17 protein-coding genes and 1 pseudogene are annotated in these 23,563 nt (G+C 69.3%); 2 read left to right on the top strand and 16 right to left on the bottom strand.

Annotation, left to right across the window (positions count from 1 at the left end; translation table 11 throughout):
- Position 1 precedes the first annotated feature (1 nt).
- From ACFOWZ_RS40885 to ACFOWZ_RS40850, 8 genes are all read right to left on the bottom strand, one after another.
- On the bottom strand, positions 2-1,747 hold the full coding sequence (locus ACFOWZ_RS40885; protein WP_382379355.1) for an ABC transporter permease subunit: 1,746 nt from the start codon (positions 1,745-1,747) through the stop codon (positions 2-4).
- Positions 1,744-3,273: an ABC transporter substrate-binding protein gene (locus ACFOWZ_RS40880; RefSeq protein WP_382379353.1), complete on the bottom strand. Its 1,530-nt coding sequence runs from the start codon at positions 3,271-3,273 to the stop codon at positions 1,744-1,746. Before ACFOWZ_RS40880 ends, ACFOWZ_RS40885 begins: the two co-directional genes overlap by 4 nt.
- A 483-nt stretch (positions 3,274-3,756) precedes the next feature.
- Positions 3,757-4,782, bottom strand: coding sequence for a LacI family DNA-binding transcriptional regulator (locus ACFOWZ_RS40875; RefSeq protein ID WP_030468573.1), 1,026 nt, complete (start codon positions 4,780-4,782; stop codon positions 3,757-3,759).
- 257 nt (positions 4,783-5,039) lie between these two features.
- On the bottom strand, positions 5,040-6,764 hold the full coding sequence (locus ACFOWZ_RS40870) for a glycoside hydrolase family 6 protein (RefSeq protein WP_382379352.1): 1,725 nt from the start codon (positions 6,762-6,764) through the stop codon (positions 5,040-5,042).
- 22 nt (positions 6,765-6,786) lie between these two features.
- The gene (locus ACFOWZ_RS40865) at positions 6,787-7,239 is read right to left on the bottom strand and encodes a hypothetical protein (RefSeq protein ID WP_382379351.1); all 453 of its coding nucleotides are present in this window, start codon (positions 7,237-7,239) and stop codon (positions 6,787-6,789) included.
- Positions 7,239-8,492: a lytic polysaccharide monooxygenase gene (locus ACFOWZ_RS40860; RefSeq protein WP_382379350.1), complete on the bottom strand. Its 1,254-nt coding sequence runs from the start codon at positions 8,490-8,492 to the stop codon at positions 7,239-7,241. Before ACFOWZ_RS40860 ends, ACFOWZ_RS40865 begins: the two co-directional genes overlap by 1 nt.
- An 11-nt stretch (positions 8,493-8,503) precedes the next feature.
- Positions 8,504-11,374, bottom strand: coding sequence for a glycoside hydrolase family 48 protein (locus ACFOWZ_RS40855; protein WP_382379349.1), 2,871 nt, complete (start codon positions 11,372-11,374; stop codon positions 8,504-8,506).
- 243 nt (positions 11,375-11,617) lie between these two features.
- A complete protein-coding gene (locus ACFOWZ_RS40850; RefSeq protein ID WP_382379348.1) occupies positions 11,618-12,550 on the bottom strand; it encodes a pectate lyase family protein in 933 nt (310 codons plus the stop codon).
- A 167-nt stretch (positions 12,551-12,717) separates the two neighbouring features.
- Between ACFOWZ_RS40850 and ACFOWZ_RS40845 the strand changes: the two genes are divergently transcribed.
- The gene (locus ACFOWZ_RS40845) at positions 12,718-13,482 is read left to right on the top strand and encodes a pectate lyase (protein WP_382379347.1); all 765 of its coding nucleotides are present in this window, start codon (positions 12,718-12,720) and stop codon (positions 13,480-13,482) included.
- A 56-nt stretch (positions 13,483-13,538) separates the two neighbouring features.
- Here ACFOWZ_RS40845 and ACFOWZ_RS40840 read toward each other — a convergent pair whose 3' ends face one another.
- From ACFOWZ_RS40840 to ACFOWZ_RS40815, 6 genes are all read right to left on the bottom strand, one after another.
- Positions 13,539-14,684, bottom strand: coding sequence for an enolase C-terminal domain-like protein (locus ACFOWZ_RS40840; protein ID WP_382379346.1), 1,146 nt, complete (start codon positions 14,682-14,684; stop codon positions 13,539-13,541).
- Positions 14,681-15,952: an ABC transporter substrate-binding protein gene (locus ACFOWZ_RS40835; protein ID WP_382379345.1), complete on the bottom strand. Its 1,272-nt coding sequence runs from the start codon at positions 15,950-15,952 to the stop codon at positions 14,681-14,683. Before ACFOWZ_RS40835 ends, ACFOWZ_RS40840 begins: the two co-directional genes overlap by 4 nt.
- A 9-nt stretch (positions 15,953-15,961) precedes the next feature.
- Positions 15,962-16,843: a carbohydrate ABC transporter permease gene (locus ACFOWZ_RS40830; protein WP_030468564.1), complete on the bottom strand. Its 882-nt coding sequence runs from the start codon at positions 16,841-16,843 to the stop codon at positions 15,962-15,964.
- Complete coding sequence (locus ACFOWZ_RS40825; RefSeq protein WP_035910749.1) at positions 16,840-17,715, bottom strand: carbohydrate ABC transporter permease; 876 nt, start codon at positions 17,713-17,715, stop codon at positions 16,840-16,842. Before ACFOWZ_RS40825 ends, ACFOWZ_RS40830 begins: the two co-directional genes overlap by 4 nt.
- On the bottom strand, positions 17,712-19,847 hold the full coding sequence (locus tag ACFOWZ_RS40820) for a pectinesterase family protein (RefSeq protein WP_382379344.1): 2,136 nt from the start codon (positions 19,845-19,847) through the stop codon (positions 17,712-17,714). Before ACFOWZ_RS40820 ends, ACFOWZ_RS40825 begins: the two co-directional genes overlap by 4 nt.
- 211 nt (positions 19,848-20,058) lie before the next feature.
- Positions 20,059-21,234: an MFS transporter gene (locus ACFOWZ_RS40815; protein WP_382379343.1), complete on the bottom strand. Its 1,176-nt coding sequence runs from the start codon at positions 21,232-21,234 to the stop codon at positions 20,059-20,061.
- Positions 21,235-21,307: 73 nt separating this feature from the next.
- Here ACFOWZ_RS40815 and ACFOWZ_RS40810 point away from each other — a divergent pair, with 73 nt between their 5' ends.
- Positions 21,308-22,291 (top strand): LacI family DNA-binding transcriptional regulator, encoded by a 984-nt coding sequence (locus ACFOWZ_RS40810; protein ID WP_382379341.1) that lies wholly within the window; start codon positions 21,308-21,310, stop codon positions 22,289-22,291.
- On the opposite strand, the gene ACFOWZ_RS40805 is transcribed toward ACFOWZ_RS40810, so the two are convergent.
- Positions 22,292-23,176: a cellulose binding domain-containing protein gene (locus ACFOWZ_RS40805; protein WP_382379340.1), complete on the bottom strand. Its 885-nt coding sequence runs from the start codon at positions 23,174-23,176 to the stop codon at positions 22,292-22,294.
- A 185-nt stretch (positions 23,177-23,361) separates the two neighbouring features.
- A pseudogene (locus ACFOWZ_RS40800) lies at positions 23,362-23,563 on the bottom strand (L-arabinose isomerase); the annotation flags it as partial.

Below are 23,563 nucleotides of genomic sequence, written 5' to 3'. Positions count from 1 at the left end.
CTCAAGGGGTTGAGGTGAAGGCGGCCACCGAGCGCGGTGGCCGCCTTCGCTCTGTGCCGGTCGTTCCCGAGACGGCGACGACGGAGAGCAGCACCAGCGCCGCGGCCGGAGCGAGAACGGTCCACGGCGCCAGTTCGAGGTACGGCTGGTTCTCCGACAGCAGCCGGCCCCACTCGGGCGTCGGCGGCTGCTCGCCCAGGCCCAGGAAGCCCAGCGAGGCCAGCACGAGAACCGTGGTGGGCAGGCGCAGCACCGCGTTGCGCACCACAGCGGGCAGCACGGCGGGCAACAGGCTGCGCCGCATCAGGTGCACCGGGCCCGCACCCATCGACTTCGACACCCACACGTGTTCGGTGGCCCGTTCCTGCTCGAACAGCGCGGCGGCCTGGACGGCGTACGGGGTCCAGGCGACGAGGCACACCGCGCACGCCGCACCCCACACCGACGGCCCGGTGACCGCGGTCGTCAGCAGCCCCGCGAGGACCGCCGGCAGCGTCGAGGTCACCTCGGTGAGACCCGCACCCGCCCGGCCGGTCATGCCGAGCAGCAGTCCGATGAGGACACTCACCGCCGTCACCGCCAGTGCGAGCGCGGTCGTGCGCAGCGCGCCGTGTCCCAGCCGGGCCAGCAGATCGCGGCCGAGCGCGTCCGTGCCGAGAGGGTGCGCGATCGACGGTGCCGCGAGCCTGGCCGCCGTGTCGACGTGCAGCGGGTCGCGGGCGAGCCCCGCCACGACCAGCGCCAGCAACACCAGCGCGCAGGTTCCACCGATCCGGCGGACGAAGCGGTGCGGCCGCAGTGCCGGCGGGTTCAGCGCGGGCAGGGCGCCGTCGCGCAGGGCGGGACCGAGCAGGCGACGGCGCACGGCACCGACGACCACGCCCGCGACGACGCCGAGCAGCACGAGGACCAGGGTCGCGGTCTGCAACGGCGGCAGGTCCCTCGCCACGGCCGCGTCCAGCGCGAGCCTGCCGAGACCGGGGATGTTGAAGATCTTCTCCACCGCGACCGCGCCACCGACCAACGCGACGACGGTCGGCAGCAGCTGCGGCAGCACGCCCGCCACCGCGGTCCTCAGCCCGTGCCGGGCGATGTGGGACGGCGGAAACCCGCAGGCGTGCCAGAACCGCACCCACTGCTCGGTGAACACGGCGGGCAGCGACTGGTCGAGCAGGCCGCCGATCACCGCGCCGGACGGCACTCCCAGCGCGAGCGCGGGCAGCACCATCGAGGCCGGTCCCTCCCAGCCGCCCGACGGGAACCAGCCCAGCCACACCGCGAACACCGTCGCGAGCAGCGAGGCGAGCAGGAACTTGGGCAGCGCGGCGAGGAACGCGGCCACCGCGCCCGCCCTCTCCTGGCGCAGCCGCAACCGTCCGCCCAGCCGCACCGTGCGGGCGCAGACCAGTGCCGCCACCACGACCGTGACCACCAGGGCGCCGAGCATCAGCGTGACCGAGACCGCGAACGCCGTCATCACCTCGGGCAGCACCGGCGCGCCCGACACCCACGACACCCCCGCGTCGCCTCTCAGCAGCCCACCCAGCCAGTGCACGAGGTGCGGCAACGGCCCCTGGTCCAGACCGAGCTCCTCGCGCACCGCCGCGAGCTGCTCAGGAGTGGGGTCCTGGTCGGCCGACCGGGCGCGCAGCACGGCCAGAGCGGGATCGGAGCCGGACAGCCACGGCAGCAGGGCGACCGCCGCGAGCAGGCCGGCCCCGGCCGCGACCCGGCCGACGGCGCTCACCTGAGGTGCGTCGCGGCGGTGATCAGCGTCCGTTCACGCGGATCCAGCGCCACGTTCTCGACGCGCGTGCTGATGCCCTGCACGGCCTTCTCGTGGACCAGCGGCACCACGGCGTCCGTGCGCAGGATCTCCGCCTCCGCCTGCATGATCTTCTGCTGCCGCAGCGCGGTGTCGCTCTCCTGGGCGGCGGCCGCGATGGCCTGGTCGACCTTCGCGTCCTTGAGGCGGGCGATGTTGTAGACACCCGTGCTGGTGAAGTCGCTGGCGAGGAACGCGACCGCGTCACCGGTGTCGAGCAGCGTCACGCGCGAGAACACCAACGCGTCGTACCTGCCGGCGAGCAGGTCGGCCTCCATCTGCGTGTACTCGCGCACGTCCTGCTGCACCGTGAACCCGGCCTTCTCGAGCTGCTGCTGGAGAACGGTCGCGACCTCGGGCAGTTCAGCCCGGTTGGTGTAGGTCGCGAGCCTCAGCGTCTTGCCCGCGGTCTTGGCCTTCACGTCGGTAGCGGCTTCCGCCCGCCCGGTCACCGCGACCCGCTTGTCCGCGGCCCAGCCCACAGCCGGCCCGAACAACCCTTGCGCGGCATCGGCGTACCCGCCGAAGACCGGCCCGACGACAGCGGACCCGTCCACCGCGGCACGAGCGGCCGCCCGGAGCCTCGCGTCGGCGAAGATCCCGTCCCCGGTGTTGAGCACCAGGCTGTCGGTCCGCACCGACGGCACGTCGTGCCGCGTGTCTTCAGCCAGCAACTTGGCCTGGGAGGTGGGAATCCACTCGGCGACGTCGACCTCACCGGACCGCAGCGCGTTGGCCCGCGCGGTGCCGTCGGCCACCCAGGTCACGTCGACGCCTTGGGCCTTGGCCCTGCCACCCCAGTACCCGTCGAAGCGGTCCAGCGTCACCGAGCTCTTCCCGTTGAGCTTGGTGATCTTGAACGGTCCCGTTCCCGCGTTCACGGGACTCACCGTGCCGTCCTGGGCGTAGGCCTTCGCCGCGAGGATCCCGAGCGCCGGACTGGCCAGCCGCAGCGGCAGCACGGGATCGGGGTTGTTCGTGCTGATCGTGACGGTGTCGGCGTCCTCGGCCTTGGCGGTCAGCGTCACGTCGCTGAGCACCCGCGGCTTGACCTTGGCCGCGGCGGCGTGCCCGAGCGCGGCGACAACGGACTTCGCGGTGACCTCGGTGCCGTCGTGGAAGGTGGCCTTGCGCAACTCGAACGACCAGGTGGTCGCGTCCTTGCGACTCCAGGAGGTGGCCAACGCGGGCGCGGCGGCCCCCTCGGCGTTCAGCGCGGTGAGCCCCTCGGCCACGGAGAGCTTGCTCAGCACCGTGGCGTCGTTGCTGAACGGCGACAGCGCCTGCACCGGCGGCACCGCGAGCGCGACCCGCAACCGTGCCGAGCCGTCACTCGTACCCGAGCCGCTGGACACGAAACAGCCGGTCAGCAACGGGGTGAGGGTGAGCAGGGCGCAGAGGCCGGTGAGGGAGCGCATGGAAGTCCTGTCGGGCAAGGGATCGGTCACGTCACCCTATGAGGCAAGGCTAACCAAATGCGCCGGGGAGTGGTTGAAATCTCAATGATCAGATGAGTGGCGCCGAGGTCGGGGTCTGTCCACAGCGGATCCGAACGCGAGGTCGACAGCGCCCGAGCTGGTCAACCACGGAGAGGTCCGGCAGATTCGGGGACAGGGGGTAGCGTCTCAACTGGCGCCGCACGGAGTCGCCAGCGCCTCCGTCCACAACGGACAAGAAGAGAGGAGTGCGCGCCGCCGCTCCGCCGCCGGGCGACACGCACTCCTCCAAGGCGATCATCGAGCCGCGGCAAGGGCTGTGCGGGCCGCATTTCCACACAGCCGTGACGCCGTTCCCGTGACCGCCCGCCTCTCCTCACCGATCCCACATCTCAGCTGGCCCGCCTCTTCACGGCCGGCTCTCAGCCGCGCCGCCACACCCGCGCCAACCTCAGCCGACTCGCACAGCCGACCCGACCTCAGCCGACCCCGGCCTCAGCCGGCCGCACCCCGAGCAGCAGCCGGATCCGGGGTGCTCGCCCGCCGCGACAACCGCGGCGGCAACAGCATCAGCGGTGGCGGCTGCTTCCCGTCGAGCTTGGCGACGAGCAGGTCCACCGCGTGCCGCCCGAGCTCCTCCGCGGGCAGCCGCACCGACGTGAGCGGCGGTGACATCTGCTCGGCGAGGTCGTCCGGGCAGATCGCCACCACGGCCACGTCGCCGGGCACCTGTCGTCCGGCCGCGCGCAGGCACGCGCTGATCCAGCCGAGCGCCGCCTCGTTGTGCACGACCAGGGCCGTCATCGACGGGTGGGCGCGGATCAGCGCTTTCACCGCGCGGAGCACCGAGTCGTGGTCGTCCTCGACGGACAACGCCGTCGCCGCCACTCCCCTGCGCATCGCGGCCGCGCTGAAGCCGTTCATCGTCCGGTGCGCGAAGCCCGCGTTGCGGCGGTAGACCGCACTCGGCGCGCCCAGGAACCCGATCGAGCGGTGCCCGAGGTCGGCGAGGTGGTCGACGCACTTCGCGCCGGCCGCCTCGAAGTCGAGGTCCACGCAGGTGAGGCCTCGTGCCGCCGTCGGATGTCCGATGAGGACGGACGGCTTCGACAGCTGACGCAGCAGCGGCACCCTGTCGTCGTCCATCTCCACGTCCATCACCAGGAAGCCGTCGACCTGGGAGCTGTTCGCCGCCCTGCGCAGTCCTGCCGCGCCGTCGTCCGCGGTCATCAGCAGCAGGTCCATGTCGTACCGGCGCGCGGTCGTCACGGCCGCGCTGACGAACCGCGTCACGGCGGGCAGGTGCACGCCCGCGCGCAGCGGCAGGACCAGCCCGATCACGTTCGCACGACTGCCGGCGAGGGCCCGGTCGGCGGCGTGCGGCTGGTAGCCCAGCGCCCTGATGCTCTCCCGGACGCGGGACTTCGTGCCGGCGGAGATCGACCGCTTGCCCGTGAGGACGTAGGAGACAGTGCTCGGAGCGACCCCGGCATGCCGCGCGACGTCCGCGATGGTGACCACACCGCCTCCTTTCACGCATTCACTCACAGAGCGTTCCGTCACCATAGGGAGCACGTTCAGATGACATCAAGAGACGTGTTCGCGTTAACATTTCTCGTCCCCTTTGGTCCAGACGAATTCCGTACTGTCTGGAAACTTGCCGGACAGAACGCTGAATCGATGGTCGTGAGCACGCTCACAACCTCCGACCTGCGTCCCGAGCGGGCTCCTGCGCGGGCGGAAGCCGCGCAGGAGCCGTCTTCAGGGCAGCTCGGTCGTCACAGCGCCGGGTAGGCGTTGCGCATGAGCTCCTGGAATTGAGCGGAGAACCACTTGCCGGACAGCGGGGCGTCCGCCAGCGCACCCGACATGTTGTTGCCGTTGCGGATGTTCCCGGTGTAGGTCGGGTCGCACATCTTGTCGGCGCCCTTGCCCTCGTTGTTCGGGATCTCCTTGCTGGCACCGTCCGACTCACCCGGCGGCTTCATCCACACGTACGCGTCGATGCCGCTCGCGGGTGCCGCCTTCGGCCGCTCGCCCAGTCCGGCACCGGACTGGTTGCACCAGTTGCCCAGGTGGATCCGCCGGTCCAGCTTGCCGCCGTTGACGTAGGTGTCCACGGTCGTCTTCGGTCCGGGGCCAGTCGGCCGCGCGGCGCCGCCCCAGCCGTTGCGGCTGGTGTCGATCAGCATGCCGACGTTCGCGTCGAAGCCCGCCTGCACGGCCCGCTGCCGGAACGCCTGCGCGTAGGACAGCTCGTCGACGTAGCGGTTCCAGTCCACCCACTTCGACTGACGCACGGACGTGCCGTTCACGGAGTCGTCGATCGTGAAGTACGGCTCCTTCAGCGCACCGTAGTTCGCGGTGTTGGCGATGAACCCGTGCACGTTCGCCTTCGTGCTACCGGACGCGTTGGCCGCCTGGAACAGCAGCTCGGCGGTCGGGCCGAAGTTGTCGTCCCAGCCGATCCAGCCGTGGTGGCCGATGTCGAGGTAGTTGTAGACGTTCGGGATCGCGCCCAGCTTCGCGAGTGCGTAACCGACACCGGTGACGTAGTTGCCGTTCGACTTCATGACGTCGCACGCGGCCACAGCGGTCGGGCGCGGCGTCACGTTGGTGATCAGGTTCGGCAGCGAGTCGATCTCGACCGTGGTCACGATCCGCAGGTCCTTGTACGCGGGCTTCGCGAGGATCGCGGCGATCGGGTCGATGTACTCGGTCTTGTAGCGGTCGATCTCGGTGGGCTTGAGCTCACCGTTGGACGCGAGCGCCGAGCAGTCGCGTCCGGGCAGGTTGTAGATCACGAACTGGATCACGAGTGGTGAGCCCGCCGCCTGGCGCACCGCCTCGTCCAGGTGCCCTTCGATGCCACGGCCGTCGACCGTGCCGGTGATCGCCGCGATGCGGTCGATCCACACACCGGTCGGCTGGTTCGCGACCCGGCTGCCACCGGGCTCGGCGTTCGCCTTGGCCGCCCAGTCCGGGTTCACGTACTGCTTCGCACCGACGTACGGGTTGTCGACCCGGTTGCCGGGGTTCGGGTTCCCGCTCGTGGTCGTGGTGGTGGTGGTCGTGCTCGTCGGCACCACGCCCGTGCACGTCGTTCCGTTCAGGGTGAACGTCGCCGGGTCGGTGTTCGTGCCGCTGTAGCTGCCGTTGAACCCGATCTCGGTCGCCGCTCCGGTGCCCAGGCTGCCGTTCCACGACATGCTGGTCGCGGTCACGTCCGCGCCCGACTGCGTCCAGTTCGCGCTCCAGCCCTGCGTCACGCGCTGGCTGCCGGGGAAGCTGAACTTCAGGGTCCAGTTCGACAGCGCGTCACCCAGGTTGGTGATCTTCACCTTGCCGCCGAACCCGCCGCCGCCCCAGTTGTTCGCCGTGTAGTCCACACGGCAACCCGGTGCCGCGCCCGCGGGTGCGCTGAGCGCCACCCCGAACGTCGCCACGGCGCAGGCGACCACGACACCCGCCGCGGCCCACCGCCTCTGTCCGTTGAGCCTCATTGCTCAGGATCTCCTGTCTCTCTCAATGGTGTTTGATCGCGATGAGCGAGCACGCGGTGGGCGTGCACTCGAGTCTTTTCAGGCCGAGGTGCTCCATGCCGGTCGACCCGGTGATCGCGAACCCCTCGCCGAACACGAGGTCCGGGTCACCCCGCACCTCGCCCCGCACCAGCGCGGCACGCCACGCCTCCTCCAGCCCAGGACGGAGAACGAGCAGCCCCAGGCGTTCGTAGGGCGGCTTCACGCAGGTGCCCCACTCCGCGATGTACGGCCCGTAGACCTTCGCCCGCACCGAACCCGCGAACGCGGCGAAGTCCTCGCCCTTGCGCACGTCGGTGCATTCGCCGGTGACGTCGTTGAGCCACGCGGCGATGCCGTCGACGCCCTTGCCCAGGTCCGGGGCCGGTCCGGCGCGTGCGACCAAGACGGCGCACACGACCGAACCGGCCACGAAGAGGGCGAGGAGGACCCTCATCACGGGATGGCGCAACTCACGCCGTTGAGCGTGAAGTTCACGGGATCCGTCACAGCACCTGTCGTCGTCGCGTTGAACCCGAACTCCGTCGTGCCACCGGCCGCGATGTCCGGGTTCCACGACGCGCCCTTGGCCGTCGCCTTCCCGCTCGCCACGGTGACCGTGGACGACCAGGACGACGAGAGCTGCTGCCCGCTGGGGAAGTCCCATTCGAGCTGCCACGCGCGCACGGCTTCCGAGCTGCCGTTGGCGATCTTCACGTTCGCCGTGAAGCCGCCGTTCCAGGTGCTCGGCTTGGTGTAGGTGACCGTGCACGCGCCGGATCCGGTGCCGGTGCGCACCGCGACACCCGCCGACGACGGCGAGGCGTTGCCCGCCGAGTCGACCGCGACCACGCGGAAGGTGTAGTCGGTGTTCGCGGTCAGGCCCCTGACGGTGGCGGAGTTCGTGGTCGAGGTGGCCACGACCTGGTCACCGCGGTAGACGCGGTACTCGGACACACCGAAGTTGTCCGACGACGCCGCCCAGTCCAGCCGCGCGGAGCTGCCGGTGATCGACGACGCCACCGGCGTACCGGGAGCGGTCGGCGGCTGCGTGTCCGGCACGCCGCCCCCGAACACCACGTCCGAGCAGCTGTAGAACGCCTCCGGGCTGTCGGAGCGCTGCCAGAGCGAGTAGATGATGTGCCGGCCGGACTTGTTGGGGAGCTTGGCCGGCCAGCTGTACTCGCCGTTGCCCAGTGGCGGGTTGGTGATCTTGTCGAACGGCACGGGTTCCAGGTCCGACCACTTGAGCGGCTTCGTCACGTCGAAGCCGTCCTTCGTGACGTACTGCTCCCACGTGCCGGGGTGCGGCGCCCAGGCGTTGTACTTGAACGTCACCGAGGCGTTCGCCGTCACCTGGGTGACAGGCCAGTCCGCCCGCGCCAGGTTGTAGGCGTCGTACTTCGTGGTGGGCCCGCACAGGTCGCCGTCGGGGATGATCTCGCGGTGCCGCCCGGCGGCGTTGCTGATCAGGTTGCCGTACCAGTCCCACAACGGCTGCTTCCCGCCCTGGGCCACCGCGGCGACACACGCCGGGTTGGTGGGCTGCAGGTCACCGCCACCACTGCCGGCGCGACCGTCCTGGTAGCAGAGGTACGTGCGGCTGCCCGGCCAGACCATCGAACCGTGTGCGAGCGCGGGAGCGCTGGTCTGCACGAGGAGAGCGCCGACCGCGGCAGCGATCGCCAGGAGTGCGATTGGTTTTCTCATGTCGATCCTCCTCACCCGTAGATCTCTGCGTGCAGGGAGAACGCGGTGGCGATCTCGGTCTGCGCCCAGAAGCGGTGGTAGGTGAACGTCGGCGCCGGTCCACCGTCCAGATAGGACTGGACCTTCGGCCACTGCGGGTCGTTGCGGAACATGGACCTCATCGACAGGAACGACGAGTTCTGCCCGATCTGGTCGCCGTTCGGCATCTTCCCGGTCCAGCCCGGCGGCACGTACGGTCCCTCACCGGTGGTGGCGTTGTACGTGTCGTCGAACCGCTTGTAGTCCTCGCGGACCTCCGGCGTCGCGATGCCGAGGCTGTCCTGGTGCGCCAGCAACGAGGTCAGCAGTCCCTCACCCGTCGTCTTGGCCGCCGCGTCGCCCGACTTCGCCGCGTAGTTCAGCAGCACCTTGGCCAGCGACGCGGCCGTGCCGACGTCCTGGTTGCGGTTGAGGACGCGGACCCGCAGGTTCGCGTTCGCGCCGGGGTTGGTGGCGTTCCACGTGTCCGGCGAGCCGGTCCACTCCAGGTCCGCGGGGATCTGGAAGTTCGTGCCGGTCGTGGTGTTCGCGATCGCCCACGGCACCCACTTGTCGAGGATCTTCTTGGCCCGCGCGTCACCGGTCAGCCGGTACAGCGCGGCCGTGCGCTCGATCCCCCACACCTGGAAGCCGAACCACCGGTTCGACGGCGGGTCGCGCCACACCGGGTGGGCGTCGTAGTACATGCCGTAGAACGTCGGGGTGCCGGGGGGAGGCGAGGCGTACTGGCCCTCCCAGCTGTTCGTGACACCGCCGGCGATGCCGCCGTCCGCGGACTGCAGCCACTGCAGCATCTCGAGCTGCCTGCTCAGGCTCGTCGCCCAGTCCTGCTGCCCGGTGGCCGACTTCGGCTTGAGCGCCGGCACGTTCGCGAGAGCGTGCGCTGCCAACGGGTTCTGGTAGCCCTGGTGCGAGGCGCCGTCACCGATGCGCCACGACCAGCCGGCCGACGTGTCGTACGCGCCGCCCCAGGCGTAGTACCAGGACATCAGGTAGTGCGCACTGTTCTTCCCGGTCCCGGCAGGGCAGGACGGGCTGGAGCAGTTGCCGATCTTCTTGAAGTACTTGTCGAACATCGCGTACCGCAGGTAGTCGCCCATCTTGGCCGACTTGCCGATCTCGTTCGCGATGTCACCGGCCTTGCCCTGCGCCGTGGCCCACTGCTGGGCGAGCAGCGCCACCTGCACCACGCGGGCGTCCGCGTCGGGAGCGTTGGTGTACTTCCACTGCTTGGCGTAGGAGGCGTCCTTGGTGAACAGGTCCAGGAAGCCGTTGGGGCCGCCGTGCTTGAACGTGTCGCAGGAGGGCTGCGGGATGGTCTCCCACACCGACTCCGACGAGCCGCGCTGGTAGGTGTTGATGTACGACGGTGCCGTGGTGCCGTCGCCGCACCGGCCGAAGCCGTAGGTGTTGTCGACGTCGATCAGCCAGTGCATGCCGTAGATGTCCGACGTGCCGTACGCGGACTTCAGTTCTCCCGCGATCGGGTCGGCTCCCACCGGGACGCTGCTGTCGAGCACCGCCGGGTACCGGTCCATCCTCGGGTGCTCCGGCGCGTAGGTCGCGGGCTTCGAGGCGTTGTACGAGTCGTTCGTCGGCTGGTCGGCCTTCGCCGGGATGATGAACTTCTCCATCGAGGCGAACGCGGACTTGAACGGCGCCCAGTCACCGGTGACGCGGCCGTAGCTCGCTTCCAGCCACAGGTAGTAGCTGTAGGCCTCGGACGTCGTCTGGTGACCGTGGTCCGGCGCTTCCACCATCAGCGTCTCGATCGAGTGGTACGGCACGAGCAGGTCGCCGAACTTGCGGAAGTAGCCGCTGGCCGGGTCCTTGATCTTGTTGTACTGATCCAGGAAGGCCTTGCTGAAGTCCGAGGTGGACGGATCGATCTCCTTGGCCGTGACGCTCGCCGGGCTGTGGCCCGGTGCCGACGCCGTGAACGTGGCGGTCGCGAGCTCACCACCGTTGTTCGCCGAGGTCACCGTCACCGTCTGCTTGGCGGTGCTGGAGAACGTGAGCGTCGCCGGGGTCGCCGTCAGGTCCGTGCTGCCGCTGCGGGCGATGGTGACGGTGACCGGCTGGCTCGGTGCCGTGGCCAGGGAGACGTCGAACGTCGCCGACTGCCCCTGCTTGACCGAGACCGTGCTGGGCGTCGCCAGCACCGCGGGTCCGGCCAGCACCTTGACGGAGGCCGGCGCGGACGTGCTCGCCAGGCCCTTGTCGTCGGTGGCCCGCGCGGTGATGACGTGGTCGCCCGCCGTCGGCGAGGTCCAGGTGCCGGTGTACGGCGAGCTGGTGTCCGTCGCGATCAGCTGGTCGCCCGCGTAGAAGTCGACCTTCGCCACCGCGCCGTCGTCCGTCGCGGTCGCCGCCAGCGGGATCTGCGCGGGCAGGGTGTAGGTGCTGCCCGACGCGGGCGCGGTCAGCGCGACCGCGGGAGCCTTGTTCGGACCGGTGCAGGACACACCGTTGACCGCGAAGTCCGTGGGTGGCCGGTTGGTCGCACCCTTGCTGCCGTTGAAGCCGACCTGCGCCGTGCCGCCGGACGGGATCGTGCGTGCCCAGTCCGGGTTGGTCACGGTCACGACCGCGCCGTTCTGCGTGAAGTTGCCGTTCCAGCCCTGCGTGACGCGTTGCCCGTCGGGGAACGTCCACGTCAGGTTCCAGCCGTTCAACGCGTCGCCGTCGTTGCGGATCGACACCGCGGCGCCGAATCCGTTGTTCCACTCGTTGGTGACTTGGTAGGTGACGCTGCAGGCCACTGCGGCCGGTGCCGCCACGGCGGGTACCCCGCCGGTCAGCACCACCGCCGCAACCGCCAACGCCACTGTTCGTCGAGTCATGCCGCCGCCCTCTCGACAACTGGGAGCGCTCCCAGAGTTCACGGCACTGTAACGTGGGCCACATCGGCCAACTGGCCCCCGGTGCAGCCGAATCTGCCCCGAAAAGCCCTGTCCGGTACGCCTTTCAGCGCAACACCGGTTCGTCTGCGAGATCCTCTTACTGCTCTCTTCGAGTGGAATTCTGGGAGCGGTCCCAGAGGAGGGTGGGGGCGCCCTCACCACGAAGGGCGCCCCCTGGTCTCATCAGCCGCGACCGGCTCCCGCCCCGGCCGTGACCACGCTCTTCACGCTGCTCGCGCCGTCGAGCGGGTACGAATAGGGAAGGCTCTTCACCGAGCCGCCCTGGTCGCCCGCGCCCGAGTTGACGAAGTGGTTGTTGCGCGCGACGAGCGCGCCACCGGGCGAGCTGCCCTCACCGCGGTGGAACGGATCCTTCGTGTTCTCGAAGTAGTTGCTTTCGACGAGTACACCGGCCTCGACGGTCGACGCGACGCCGTAGTCGGTCACACCGCCGTAATAGTTGTTGTAGACGTGCACCGGGTTGCCGAAGCGCACCCGCGGGTGCCGTTGCTGCGTGCCGGCGAACCAGTTGTGGTGGTAGGTCACCCGCAGCTTGCCCCTGTCCTCCGAGCCGTTGCCGTCGCTGTGACCGAGCAGCATCGTCTTGTTGTGACTGGAGAACTTGTTCCAGGACACGGTGACGTAGTCGGACGCCCGCTTGACGTCGACCGCGCCGTCGTAGCCGTCGGAGAAGCTGTTGTGGTCGACCCACACGCGGGTGGAGTACTGCACGTTGATCGCGTCGTCACCCCAGTTGCGGAAGTTGAGGTTGCGCACGATCACGTTCGACGCGTTGCTGATGTTGAGGCCCTGACCGGTGATCGTCGCGCCAGAACCGACACCCTCGACCGTCTTGTTCGAGGCGATCTTCGTCATGCTCGACAGCGAGATGGTGCCGGACACCCGCACCACCGCCGGGCTCGACGACCCGACGGCCGCAACGAACGCCGCCGCGGTGGTGACGGTGACCGGGGAGGCGCTGCCACCACCGGTCGTGCCACCGCCCTGAGTGGCCCAGCCGACCAGACCGAACGGTGCGGCCCAGGCCTGCGGGGCGGAGATCACACCGGCGACCAGAGCGGCCACCGAAACAATTGCTGCGCGTTTTGGAATCATTCCACGCTCCTGTGAGTGAGCGGCGGTGCATCCACGGAAGCAGCTCGCAACATTCCGGTCAACCATTTCGAAGGTATTCGAGTCGAACACATCGACAATGGTTGACAAGAAACAGCAAAGGCCTACCATCGATTTACCGCCGCGCATCCCCTGCATGCGGAGCGCACATGAAGAAACTGGCAACAACGGTGTTGGCAGCGGCCTTGGCCCTGTTTCTCGCACCACCGGCACAGGCAGCGGGCAGCACCTTTCCCACCCCGACCGGCCCGAAGCCGGTCAGCGCCACCGTCAAGGTGCCGTCGGGCACCTACGACGGTGGCATGAAACGGTTCTACGGCACCGGGAGCCTGGGTTCCGGAGGCCAGAACGAGAACCAGGACCCGATCTTCCAGCTGGCCGACGGCGCGTCGCTCAAGAACGTCGTGCTCGGCGCACCGGCTGCGGACGGCGTCCACTGTCTCGGCACCTGCACGCTCACCAACGTGTGGTGGGAGGACGTCGGCGAGGACGCGGCCACGTTCAAGGGCACGTCGTCGTCGCAGACCATGACCATCAACGGTGGTGGCGCGCGCAAGGCCGCCGACAAGGTGTTCCAGCACAACGGGCCCGGCACGATGGTCGTCCGCAACTTCCAGGTGGACGACTTCGGCAAGCTCTACCGGTCCTGCGGCAACTGCAAGACGCAGCACAAGCGGAACGTCGTGCTGGAGAACATCACCGCGTTCTCCCCCGGCAAGGCGCTGGTGGGCATCAACACCAACTACGGCGACACCGCGCGGTTCTCGCGGATCACGGTCGTCGGTGACAGCAGCAAGAAGATTGCGATCTGCGACAAGTACCAGGGCGTCACCAGCGGTGAACCGAAGAAAATCGGCACCGGCCCCGACAACACCAACTGCCTTTACAAGTCCTCAGACATCACCTACCGCTAGCCCACGATGAACGGCGCTTTTGTCCACCTGAGGTGAACAAAAGCGCCGTTCATCTCTCACCACACTTCAAGTGTGTGAACTCCGATGTGCTCGAAATTCCAGTCGTCACCGATTCCGGGACGAGAAGACAGTGTCACGTTCCCGTTCTCGTCGAGCGGATCGGCGATGCTCAGGCGGTGCGGCGGAACCCTGTCGAAGTCGACGTGCGGGTGCAGCAGGCCCCGTTCGTACCACCGGCCGGCGTCGGTCGCGCCCAGTACGGTGAGGCTGGCCGAGCCGTTGCCGTGGATCTCGCAGTCCACGTTGAACGCCTCCGCGAGGTGCACGGTTTTGAGCACCGGCGTGATGCCACCGGCACCGACCGGCCCGACCCGCAGGACGTCGCACGCTCCCGCGGTGATCCACTCGGCGCGCGTGTGGTGCTTTCCCCACGCCACCTCCGGGCCGATCACCGGGATGTCGAGCTGGTCCGCGAGCCACCGGTAGGAGCTGATCGACGCCTCCTCCATCGGTTCCTCGAACCAGTAGAAGTCCAGCTCCTGCAACGCTTTCCCGAGCCGCAGCGCCTCGGTCCGCGAGTACCAGTGGCTCGCGTCGAGCATCAGCGCGACGTCCGGCCCGACCGCCTCCCGCACTGCCCGGCACGCCTCGACGTCACGGGTGACGCTGGGCGCACCCGGCACCGGCGGCATCCACGTGTGCAGCTTGATCGCCCGGTAGCCCACCGAGACCAGGTGCTTGGCGAAGTCGGCGTAGTCGCCCGGCGTCCCGAGCCCGTCGGTGTCGCCGCACATGGTGCTGGCGTAGGCGGGGATCCGGTCGCGGGCACCGCCGGCGAGCTTCCACGCGGGCAGCCCGGCCTTGCGCGCGACGAGGTCCCACAACGCCGTGTCGACGAACCCGAGCGCACGGTCCGTGAACCCGCCGCCCGAACCCCGTTGCCGCCGGGCCATGAGCCGCCACAGGCGTTCGCGGTCCCACGGGTCCTGCCCGGTCAGCACCGGCCGCACGTGCTTGTCGAGCACGGACGGCCGGAGGTGGTCCGGCTGGATCGGGCAGTACCCGGTGGCGCCGTCGGCGTCGGTGATCTCCAGCAGCGCCTCGGTGACCTCGTGCTCGGGCGCCGGATGCCGGTGGCCCTCGGGGTCGACCGCCGTGCACGCGGTCGTGGTGAACGTGCGCACGGCCACCCGTTCGATCACTTCCGCTTCTCCCACTCCTGCTGGGCGGTCGTGAGCTTGGCCGCGAGCTGGTTCAGGAACTCCTGCGCGGGCATCTGGCCCAGCAGCACCTTCTGGTACAGCGGTTCGGTGTCGGTCTTGGTGATCGACGAGTACTCCGGCAGGTAGACCGGCGCGGGCACGAGCACGGTCGCCGGGTCCTCCAGCACGCCGAGCGCCATCTTCACGGCCGGGTTCTTCTGGATCCACTCGGCACCGCGCACGTCGGTGTTGGCCGGGATCTGGCCGACCTTCTCGTTCCAGTACCCGTTGCTCTCCGCGGAGGTCAGGAACTCGACGAACTTCCAGGCCGCGTCGGTGTTCTTGCTGCCTTTGAACACCGCGAAGCCGTCGGTCGGGTTCGGCACGACGGTCCGCTTGCCGGACGGCCCCTTCGGCAACGGCACGGCGGCGACCTTCTGCGGGCCGAGCGCCTTCATGACGTCGGCGGTGGAGCCCAGGTTGTGGTGCATCATCGCCACCGTGCCGCCGGTGAACTGGGCGACCATCTGCGTGTAGTTGTTGTTGACGTCCGCTTCCGGCGTGGACTTCTTGTAGATTCCCGCGATCTTGCCGACCAGCTCGGCGTTGCGCGGGTCCGAGACCGTGCTCTTGCCGCCGTCGTAGAACTTGTCGACGCCCGAGTAGGAGTATGCCTCGGCGAGCAGCTGGAAGATCGAGCCGGCACCACCGCGGATGGTGAACCCGTACTTGTTGTCGGCGGGTTTGGTGAGCTTCGCGGCCGCGTCGACCAACTGGTCCCAGGTCTCCGGCGCGGCGATCTTCTGCTCGGCGAACAGGTCCGAGCGGTACCAGACGACGTCGAGGTTGCCCGACGCGGGCGCGGCGTAGAGCTTGCCGTCCATCGAGGTCTGCCGCACCGTCTCCAGCAGACCGGGCAGCAGCTTCCCCTTCAGCGGGCCCGACTCCACCCGCTCGTCCAGCGGCTCCAGCGCCTCCTGCCCCACCAGGTGCGCCAGGTACGACGTCGTGACGCCGCCGACGTCCGGCGTCGATCCGCCCGCGATGGCCGTGTCGTACTTCTGCTGCACGGACGAGCTCGGAATGCCGACGTACTCCACCTCGATGTTCGGGTTCGCCGCCTCGAACCGCTTGATCAGTTCTTCGTAGATGGGCGTGCGGCCGGGGCCACCGTTGTTGTCCCAGAACGTGATCGTCGTGGGCCCGTCCTGTCCTCCGGCGGAACACGCGCTCAGCACGAGCGCCAGTGCGACCAGCATTCTTCTCATGCTTCTCCCCTATCCCTTGACCGCACCGGCGCTCAGTCCCTGGACCAGGAACCTCTGCACCACGGCGAAAACCAGCACGACCGGCACCGCGGCGACGACACCGCCGGCCGCGAGCGCCCCGAAGTCGGTGTTGAACTCCCCCAGCGCGTAGCTGAGGCCGACGGGCAGAGTGAACTTGTCCTGCTTGCTCGCGAACATCAGCGCGAACAGGAAGTTGTTCCAGGCACCGATGAACGCGAACGACCCGACGGCCACGAGCGCGGGTCGCAGCTGCGGCAGCGTCACCGCGAAGAACGCGCGCAGCCGTGAACAGCCGTCGACCATCGCCGCTTCTTCGAGCTCGACCGGCACGTTGCGGACGAACCCGCTCATCAGGATCAGCGCGAGCGGCAGCTGGAACGCGGTGTCCGCGATGACGAGCCCGGTGAGGCTGTTCAGCAGCCCGGCGGACTTGAAGATCACGAACAACGGGATCAGCAGCATCGCGCCGGGGATGAACTGCGTGCACAGCAACGCGAGCAGGAACACCCGCTGGCCGCGGAACCTGAAGCGAGCCAGGGCATAGCCGCCCATCAGAGCGAACACGGTGACCACGACGAGCGTGCCGAGCGCGATGATCAGGCTGTTCTGGAAGAACAACCCGAACCCGATGCCGTTCCACACGGTGTCGAAGTGCTCGAACGTGATCGGCCACGGCACGAGCGCGGTCTCCCCCGCCGGCCGCAGCGCGAAGACGAGCATCCAGTAGAACGGGATGAGCGTGAACAGCAAGTAGAGCAGCAACGGAAGGTGCAGGCGGAGGTACCGGCCGGGATCGCGGTGCTTCTTGCGCCGCGGCGGCACCGGTGGTGGCGGCGAGACGGTCGCCGGACGGGTGAGGGTCTGGGTCACGCTCGGCTCCCGAACTTGGACAGCCTCAGGTAGAGGATCGAGAAGAACAGCAGGATCACGAAGCCCGCCATCGTGAGCGCCGAGCCGTAGCCGAAGTCGTGCGAGTCGACGGCCTTGCGCGCCACGTAGAGCGGCAGCGTGGTGGTCTGGTTCGCCGGGCCGCCGCCGGTGAGCGTGTAGATCAGGTCGACGTTGTTGAACTCCCACACCGCGCGCAGCAACGTCGACAGCACGATCGCGTCGCGCAGGTGCGGCAGGGTGACGCTGACGAACCGGCGCCACCGCCCGGCGCCGTCGACCGACGCCGCCTCGTACAGGTCGTTCGGGATGGTCTGCAGGTCGGCGAGCAGCAGGATCGCGAAGAACGGCACGCCGCGCCACAGTTCGGTGACGACGGTCGCCGGGAACACCGTGGCCGGGTCGCCGAGCACCGAGGTGCCGGGATCGCCGATGCCCCACTGCGCGAGCTGCTGGAAGATGCCTGTCGACGGGTTGTAGAGCAGGATCCAGATGCCCGTGGTGAGCACACCGGACACCGCCCACGGCGAGAACACCAGCGACCGCGCCAGCGCACGGCCGACGAACGTCTCGTTGACGATCAACGCGAGGACCAGGCCCAGCACCAGTTGCAGGCCCACCTCGACGACGACCCACTTGGCGCTGAACGCGAGGCTCTGCCAGAAGAGCTGGTCCTCGAACAGCATGCGGCGGAAGTTCTCGAAGCCGATGAAGCCGTTCTTCCACGGCTGCGTGACGGTGTGCTGGCGGAGGCTGAACCACCCGACGCTCGCGATCGGGTAGACCAGGAACACCGCCATCAGCACCAGGGTGGGAGCGATGAGCGCGTACGGCGCCCAGGTGCGAGTCCTCACGCGGGGTTCCACCCACTCAGATAGGCGCTCTTCGTGTACTGCTTCGCCTGCTCGTCGGTGAGCTGCGGCCGGTCCGTGCCCGTACCCGCGCCGGGTCCGGTGTTGCGGTACTCCGCGAACCTGGCTCCACGCCAGGGGAATCCGGACATGTCCGTCCACGGCACGGGCTTGATCGCGGCGGGCAGTTCGGTGTTGCGGACGACGACCTGGGCGATCGCCTCCGGGTCGCCGCCGGGGTGCCACGGCCTGCCGAGGAAGTACGTGCCGGCGGGGGCCTCGCTGCGGATCTTCGAGTTGACGATCAGGAAGCCGTGGGAGTTGGCCCGCTGGGTGCTGGCCGCGGTCACGTACCCGTTCGGGTCGCTGCCGCGGGTGAGCGCGGTGATCGTCGCCCGGTCGAAGACTGCGGTGGCACGGCCGAAGATGAAGTCGACGTCACCGGTGATCGCACAGTCCCGGTAGTACTGGCGGGACCTCGTGGTCACGTCCGGGCTGTCGGCGTACAGCGTGTCCTGGTGGCCCTCGAAGTGCACGCGGTCGAAGAACATCCGGTCACCGGTGGCCTTCACGGCGACGGCCTGGGTGTTCGTGATCTCCGGGTGCCGCTTGCGGTCGAAGGAGTTCCGGAACGTGAGGTCGCGCGCTTTGAAGTCGTCCGCGGCGATGGTCGCGGTGGCGCTGCCGGACGTGCCGTACGTGGTGCCGTCGGGTTTCCTGGTGCCGTTCGCGTTGTCGTAGTCGATCACGACGTCCTGCGCGCGTCCGGTGGCACCGCGCAGGGTCAGGCCGCGCTTGCTCGCCGGGATCTTGACGACCTCGCGGTACACGCCCTTCGGAATCGTGATCACGGCACCGGCCGGTGCGGCGTCGATCGCGGCCTGGACGCTGGCGAAACCCTTGCCCACCACCAGATGCCGGCCTGCCGGTTGCGCGCCGGCCTTCAGGCTCCTGATCCGGTGCGCGGGTTCGAGCCCGCGGTGGAGCACCGGCGTCCAGCCCGCGTCCGTGCCGAGCTTCTTCTCCGGGTTCGCGGTGTTGAACGCGTCCACCAGGCTCGTGGGCCTGCCGTCGACCAGGTTGCCGGTGTCGGTGATCGCCGTGCCGCCCCAGTTGTAGACGATCTTCTCGGGCGCGATGCCGCGGATGAGGTTGTTCTGCGCGTGGATCTGGGACTTCACGCCGACGCCCCAGCTGTACACCTGCGAGCCCTCGTACAGGTTGTTGTAGACGTGCACCTGTCCGAACCGCACTCGGGGCGCGCGTTCCTGGACGTTGCGGAACACGTTGTGGTGCACTGAGACGCGCAGCTTGCCGGGGTCGGTCGTGGAGCTGTTCGACGAACCGATCAACATCGTCTTGCCGTGCTCGCTGAAGATGTTGCGGGACACCGTGACCAGGTCTGCGGCCGAGGTGATGTCGAGCTGGCCGTCGTGCACCTGGTACGGCCGCCCGAAGTGCAGCGGCTGGGTGCTGTCGACGTTCGGTTCGTCGGTGAACGTGTTGTGGTCGACCCACACGTGCTCGGACTTCTGCACGGACACCGAGTCGTAGAGCGAGTTCCAGTTGCCGGGCGGCGAACCGGGGCTGTTGTCCGTGGGATCCCACTGCGGGAAGCAGTCGCGGGTGTCGCGGAACGTCAGGTTGCGCACGATCACGTTGCGCACCCCGTGGATCCGCAGGCTGCCGCCGGTGATCCCGGCGCCGGGCCCTGCCCCGATGATCGTGGTGTCCGAGCCGACGTTCAGCGCGATGGTCGCCTCCTGCCGCTTCGCCGACGCGGCCCTGGCGTCCTCCAGCGGCCCCTCGGGTTCTCGCTCCCAGCCCCAGACCGCGGGGTCGTACGCGGCGAGATAGCCGGGCAGGGTGTAGCCGTCGGTCGCGTAGTCCTTGCACGACAACGGTTTCCCGGTGTCGTCGGTGTTCGCGTCGATCACTGCTCTGACCTTGACGATCCGCGGGGCCGGGGAGGCCAGTGCCGCGACCAGTTCGGCGCGCGTGCGCACCTCGTGCACGTTGCTCGCGGGGGCGGCCGCACCGCCGGTCGTGCCCGGCCCGCTGGAGGCCCACCCGTCCCCCGCGGGCAACACCTCCCTGGCCGGGTCGTGGCCGGCGTGCGCGGGGAGGCTCACCACCGCTGCACCTGCGCACGCCAAAACCAGCGCGCCAACGAAAAGCCGCATGACGGAATACCCTTCAGAAAGGATTCACATTCTTGAACACCGTCCACGATCGTGAAACGGATATTACGAATGTGTCCGCCGTGCGTCAACGGAGCGAATTCATTCGACAATTCAGCACGGCATTCGATGAATCATCGAGTCGAATGCCGTCGAATTGCCGAGTTCAGGACTTGGCAGGCCTGCGCATCGCCGGCACGAGCGCCAGTGCGGGCAGCAGGAGCAACGGCACCACCAGCAGGCCGCGCAGGACGCCGACGTGGTCGCCGAGCAGGCCGACGAGCGGCGGTCCCGCCAGAAATGCCGTGTAGCCGATGACCGCGACGACGCTCACGCGGGCGGCCGCGCGTTCGGGCTCGTCCGCGGCGGCGCTCATTCCGACCGGGAAGCCCAGCGCGGTGCCGAGCCCCCACACGGCCACACCGGCCACCGCCACGAGCGGAGATCCGCCGAACACCGCCAGCGCCACCCCGGACGCGGCCAGCAGCATCGTCGTGACGAGCACCGGCACGCGACCCCAGCGGTCCAGCGCGATCGTGCCGAAGATCCGGCCGAACGTCATCGTCGTGACGAACACACCGAACACGATCGCGCCCGTCGCGGGATCGACCTGGTAGCCGTCGATGAACGCCACCGCCACCCAGTCGTTCGCGGTGCCCTCGGTGAACGCGAGCACCAGCACGAGCAACCCGATCAGCAGCGTGCGCGGCTCCCGCCAGGCGGCCATGACCCCACTGCTCTGCCCCTGTTCCGCCTCACCGGCCAGCTTGTAAGCGCGTGCCGCGAGCAGCGTGCCGGCCGCGACGATCGCCGCCACCACGGCCAGGTGCGTGGTCACCGGCAGGAGCGCCCACGCGGCAAGGGAAGCGAGACCGGCTGCGGCCACGGTGCCGAGGCTCCACATGGCGTGGAACCGCGGCATGACCGTACGACCGAGAGCGCGTTCCACCTCCGCCGCTTCCACGTTCATCGCCACGTCGCACGTGCCCGAGCCGTACCCGAGCACGAAGATCCCGATCCCCGTCAGCAGCACCGACGGGAACGCCCCGATCCCGACGCCCGCTGTGGCGAGCCCCGCGGAGACGATCACCGCCGACACGTACACCGTGCGCTTGGGTCCGAGCCGGTGCGTGACCTCTCCGGCGGTGAGCATCGCCAGGAACGCGCCCGCGGACATGGACAGCAGCAGCAACCCCAGCGCACCCGGCGTCAGCCCGAGCGCGTCGCGGGCGGCGGGCACGCGGGCGAACCAGGTCGCCACGGCCACGCCGTTGAGCCCGAAGGTCACCGCGACGCCCGCGGCGGCGGCTCGGACCTGATCGCGTGACGCGGTGACGGCCATTCCGGTACCCCTTTCTCGATACACAAAGTACATACCCCACACATGAGAGCGCTTCCACCGCAATACTGCGGAGATGACGGCAGAACGCACCGCCACGCTGGACGACGTGGCAAGGGCCGCAGGCGTGTCACGGGCGACCGCCTCACGTGTGGTCACCGGCCAGGGCCCGGCATCACAACACGCACGCGACCGCGTCGCCGCAGCCGTGGCCGCGCTCGGCTACGTGCCGGACGCCGCCGCCCGCGCTCTGGTCACCCGCACGGGTACTCGCCTCGCCATCGCGGTCATCGGCCACACCGCCGCGGTGCTCGACGATCCGTACGTCGGCCGCGTGCTGACCACGGCCGCGCACGTCGCAGCCGAGCGCGAGGTCGGAGTCTCGCTGCACTGGTTGCCCCTGAACGACCCCGGCTCACTCGCGAGGCTCGCCGACGGCCGCGGGCTCGGCGGCCTGGTGGTCGTCAACCCGACACGGCCGGCGCTCGAGACCGTGCCGCGGGACCTGCGTGGCCGGGTGGTCGCGATCGGCGTCGGCGCACGTGACGTGCCGTCGTTCGACGTCGACAACCGGGCGGGGACCGAGGGGGTGGTGCGGCACCTGGTGCGCACCGGCCGGCGCAGGATCGCCATGGTCACGGGTCCTGCCTGGCTGCCGTGCGGGGACCGTGCCGTCGAGGCCTACCAGCAGGTGCTGCACGACTGCGGCGGCGAACCCAGGGTCGTGTCCGGTGACTTCACCGCCGCCCGCGGTGCCCGCGCGGCGGCCGAGATCATGGCGCGGTGGCCGGACACCGACGCGGTGTTCGCGTTGAGCGACCTCACCGCGCTCGGGGTCCTGGACGGACTGCACGCGCTCGGCGCCCAGGTGCCGGGCGACGTGGCGGTGGCCGGGTTCGACGACATCGCGTTCGCCGGCCTCAGCCGCCCGGCGCTCACCACGAGCACGCACCCGGTGGAGGAGATCGCCACCGCGGCGGCGCAGGCCGTGCTCGACCGGCACAACACCGGCCGAGCCACGTTCTTCCCGTCCCGGCTCGTCGTCCGGGACAGCGCCTGATCACTCCACCGTGCAGGCCTCGCCGTTGAGCGCGAACACGCCGGGTGCGGAGTTCCTGCCGCGCATCGAGCCGTTGAACCCGATCTGCACCGAGCCGCCGGGCGGGATCTGCGGGTTGTAGTTCGCGTTCACGGCGTTGACGGTCGCACCGGACTGGCGCGCCGTGGCGTTCCACATGCCGTCGACGGTCTGGCCGTCGGCGAAGCTCCACCGCAGGGTCCAGCCGTTGATCGTCGACGTGCCGGTGTTGCGCACGGTCACGTTGGCCTGGAAGCCGCCGGGCCACTGGTTGGTGACGCGGTACGCGACGGCGCAGACGCGTGCGGGCGGGCGCGCCTGCGTCGTAGTCGTCGGGCGGGGCTGTGTCGTGGTGGGACGGGGCTCCGTCGTGGTCGGCGACTGGGGCGGGAGCGCCGCCCTCGTGGTCGTCCCTGGTGTTCCCGGCGTTCCCGGTGCGTTGGGGTTCGGCGGAGCCGCGAGGGGCGGGGAGGCGTCGAGCCCGTTGCAGGGCGGGCCCCACAGTCCCCTGTTGGCGGCGGCCGCCTCCGTCTCCGCGCTGATCAGCGGTCCGCCGTCGGCGCCTTCCGCACGCAGCACACCTCGTTGCACCGCGAGCAACGCGTAGTCGGTGCCGTCCTCCAGCGTCAGGTTCACTTCGCCGGACAGGAACCGGTTGATCCGGACGGCGCGGGCCAGCAGGGTCGTCCTGGCGAACGCGAGCGCACCGGCCGACCAGCAGTCCGGCGGCGCCGCGAGCTGAGCCACACGCACCGTGGTGCCGTCGGCGAGCTCAACGGTCCGTGCGTCGAGCACGTCACGCACGAAGTGGAGGACGTTCTCGGGCCGTGTGTCCTCGGCGATGAGCGAAGGCTGCTTCACGGGCATGCGGGTGGACGGTGCCGATTCCGGCGGTCCTCCGGTACACGCTCCGGTGAGCAGGACCACAACCACGAGCAACTGCCTGCGTGACACCACTAACCCCTATTGTCGTTGAATCTTGAACGACAATAGGGGTTCAGGCGGCCTGTGGAATCGACCGTTCGGAGTGGACTGCTGCGTCCTAATTCGAGTCAGTTGATTCCGTTTGCCAGGCGGTGGTACGCCGAATTCCAGCGCAACCGGTCGAGGAAGGACGCCGGCGTGGTGTCGGCGTCGATCAGCACCAGTTCGGTGGCCGCCATGGTGGCGAAGTCCCGCAGCGTCTCGGATCCCACGGCGTGGGTCATGACCGTGTGGTGTGGTCCGCCGGCGGTGAGCCAGCACTCCGCCGAG

Source organism: Lentzea rhizosphaerae (assembly GCF_042649515.1).
Lineage (GTDB): Bacteria > Actinomycetota > Actinomycetes > Mycobacteriales > Pseudonocardiaceae > Lentzea > Lentzea aerocolonigenes.
Note: the sequence above shows the minus strand (reverse complement) of the source record. Positions and strands in the feature narration are given on the sequence as shown.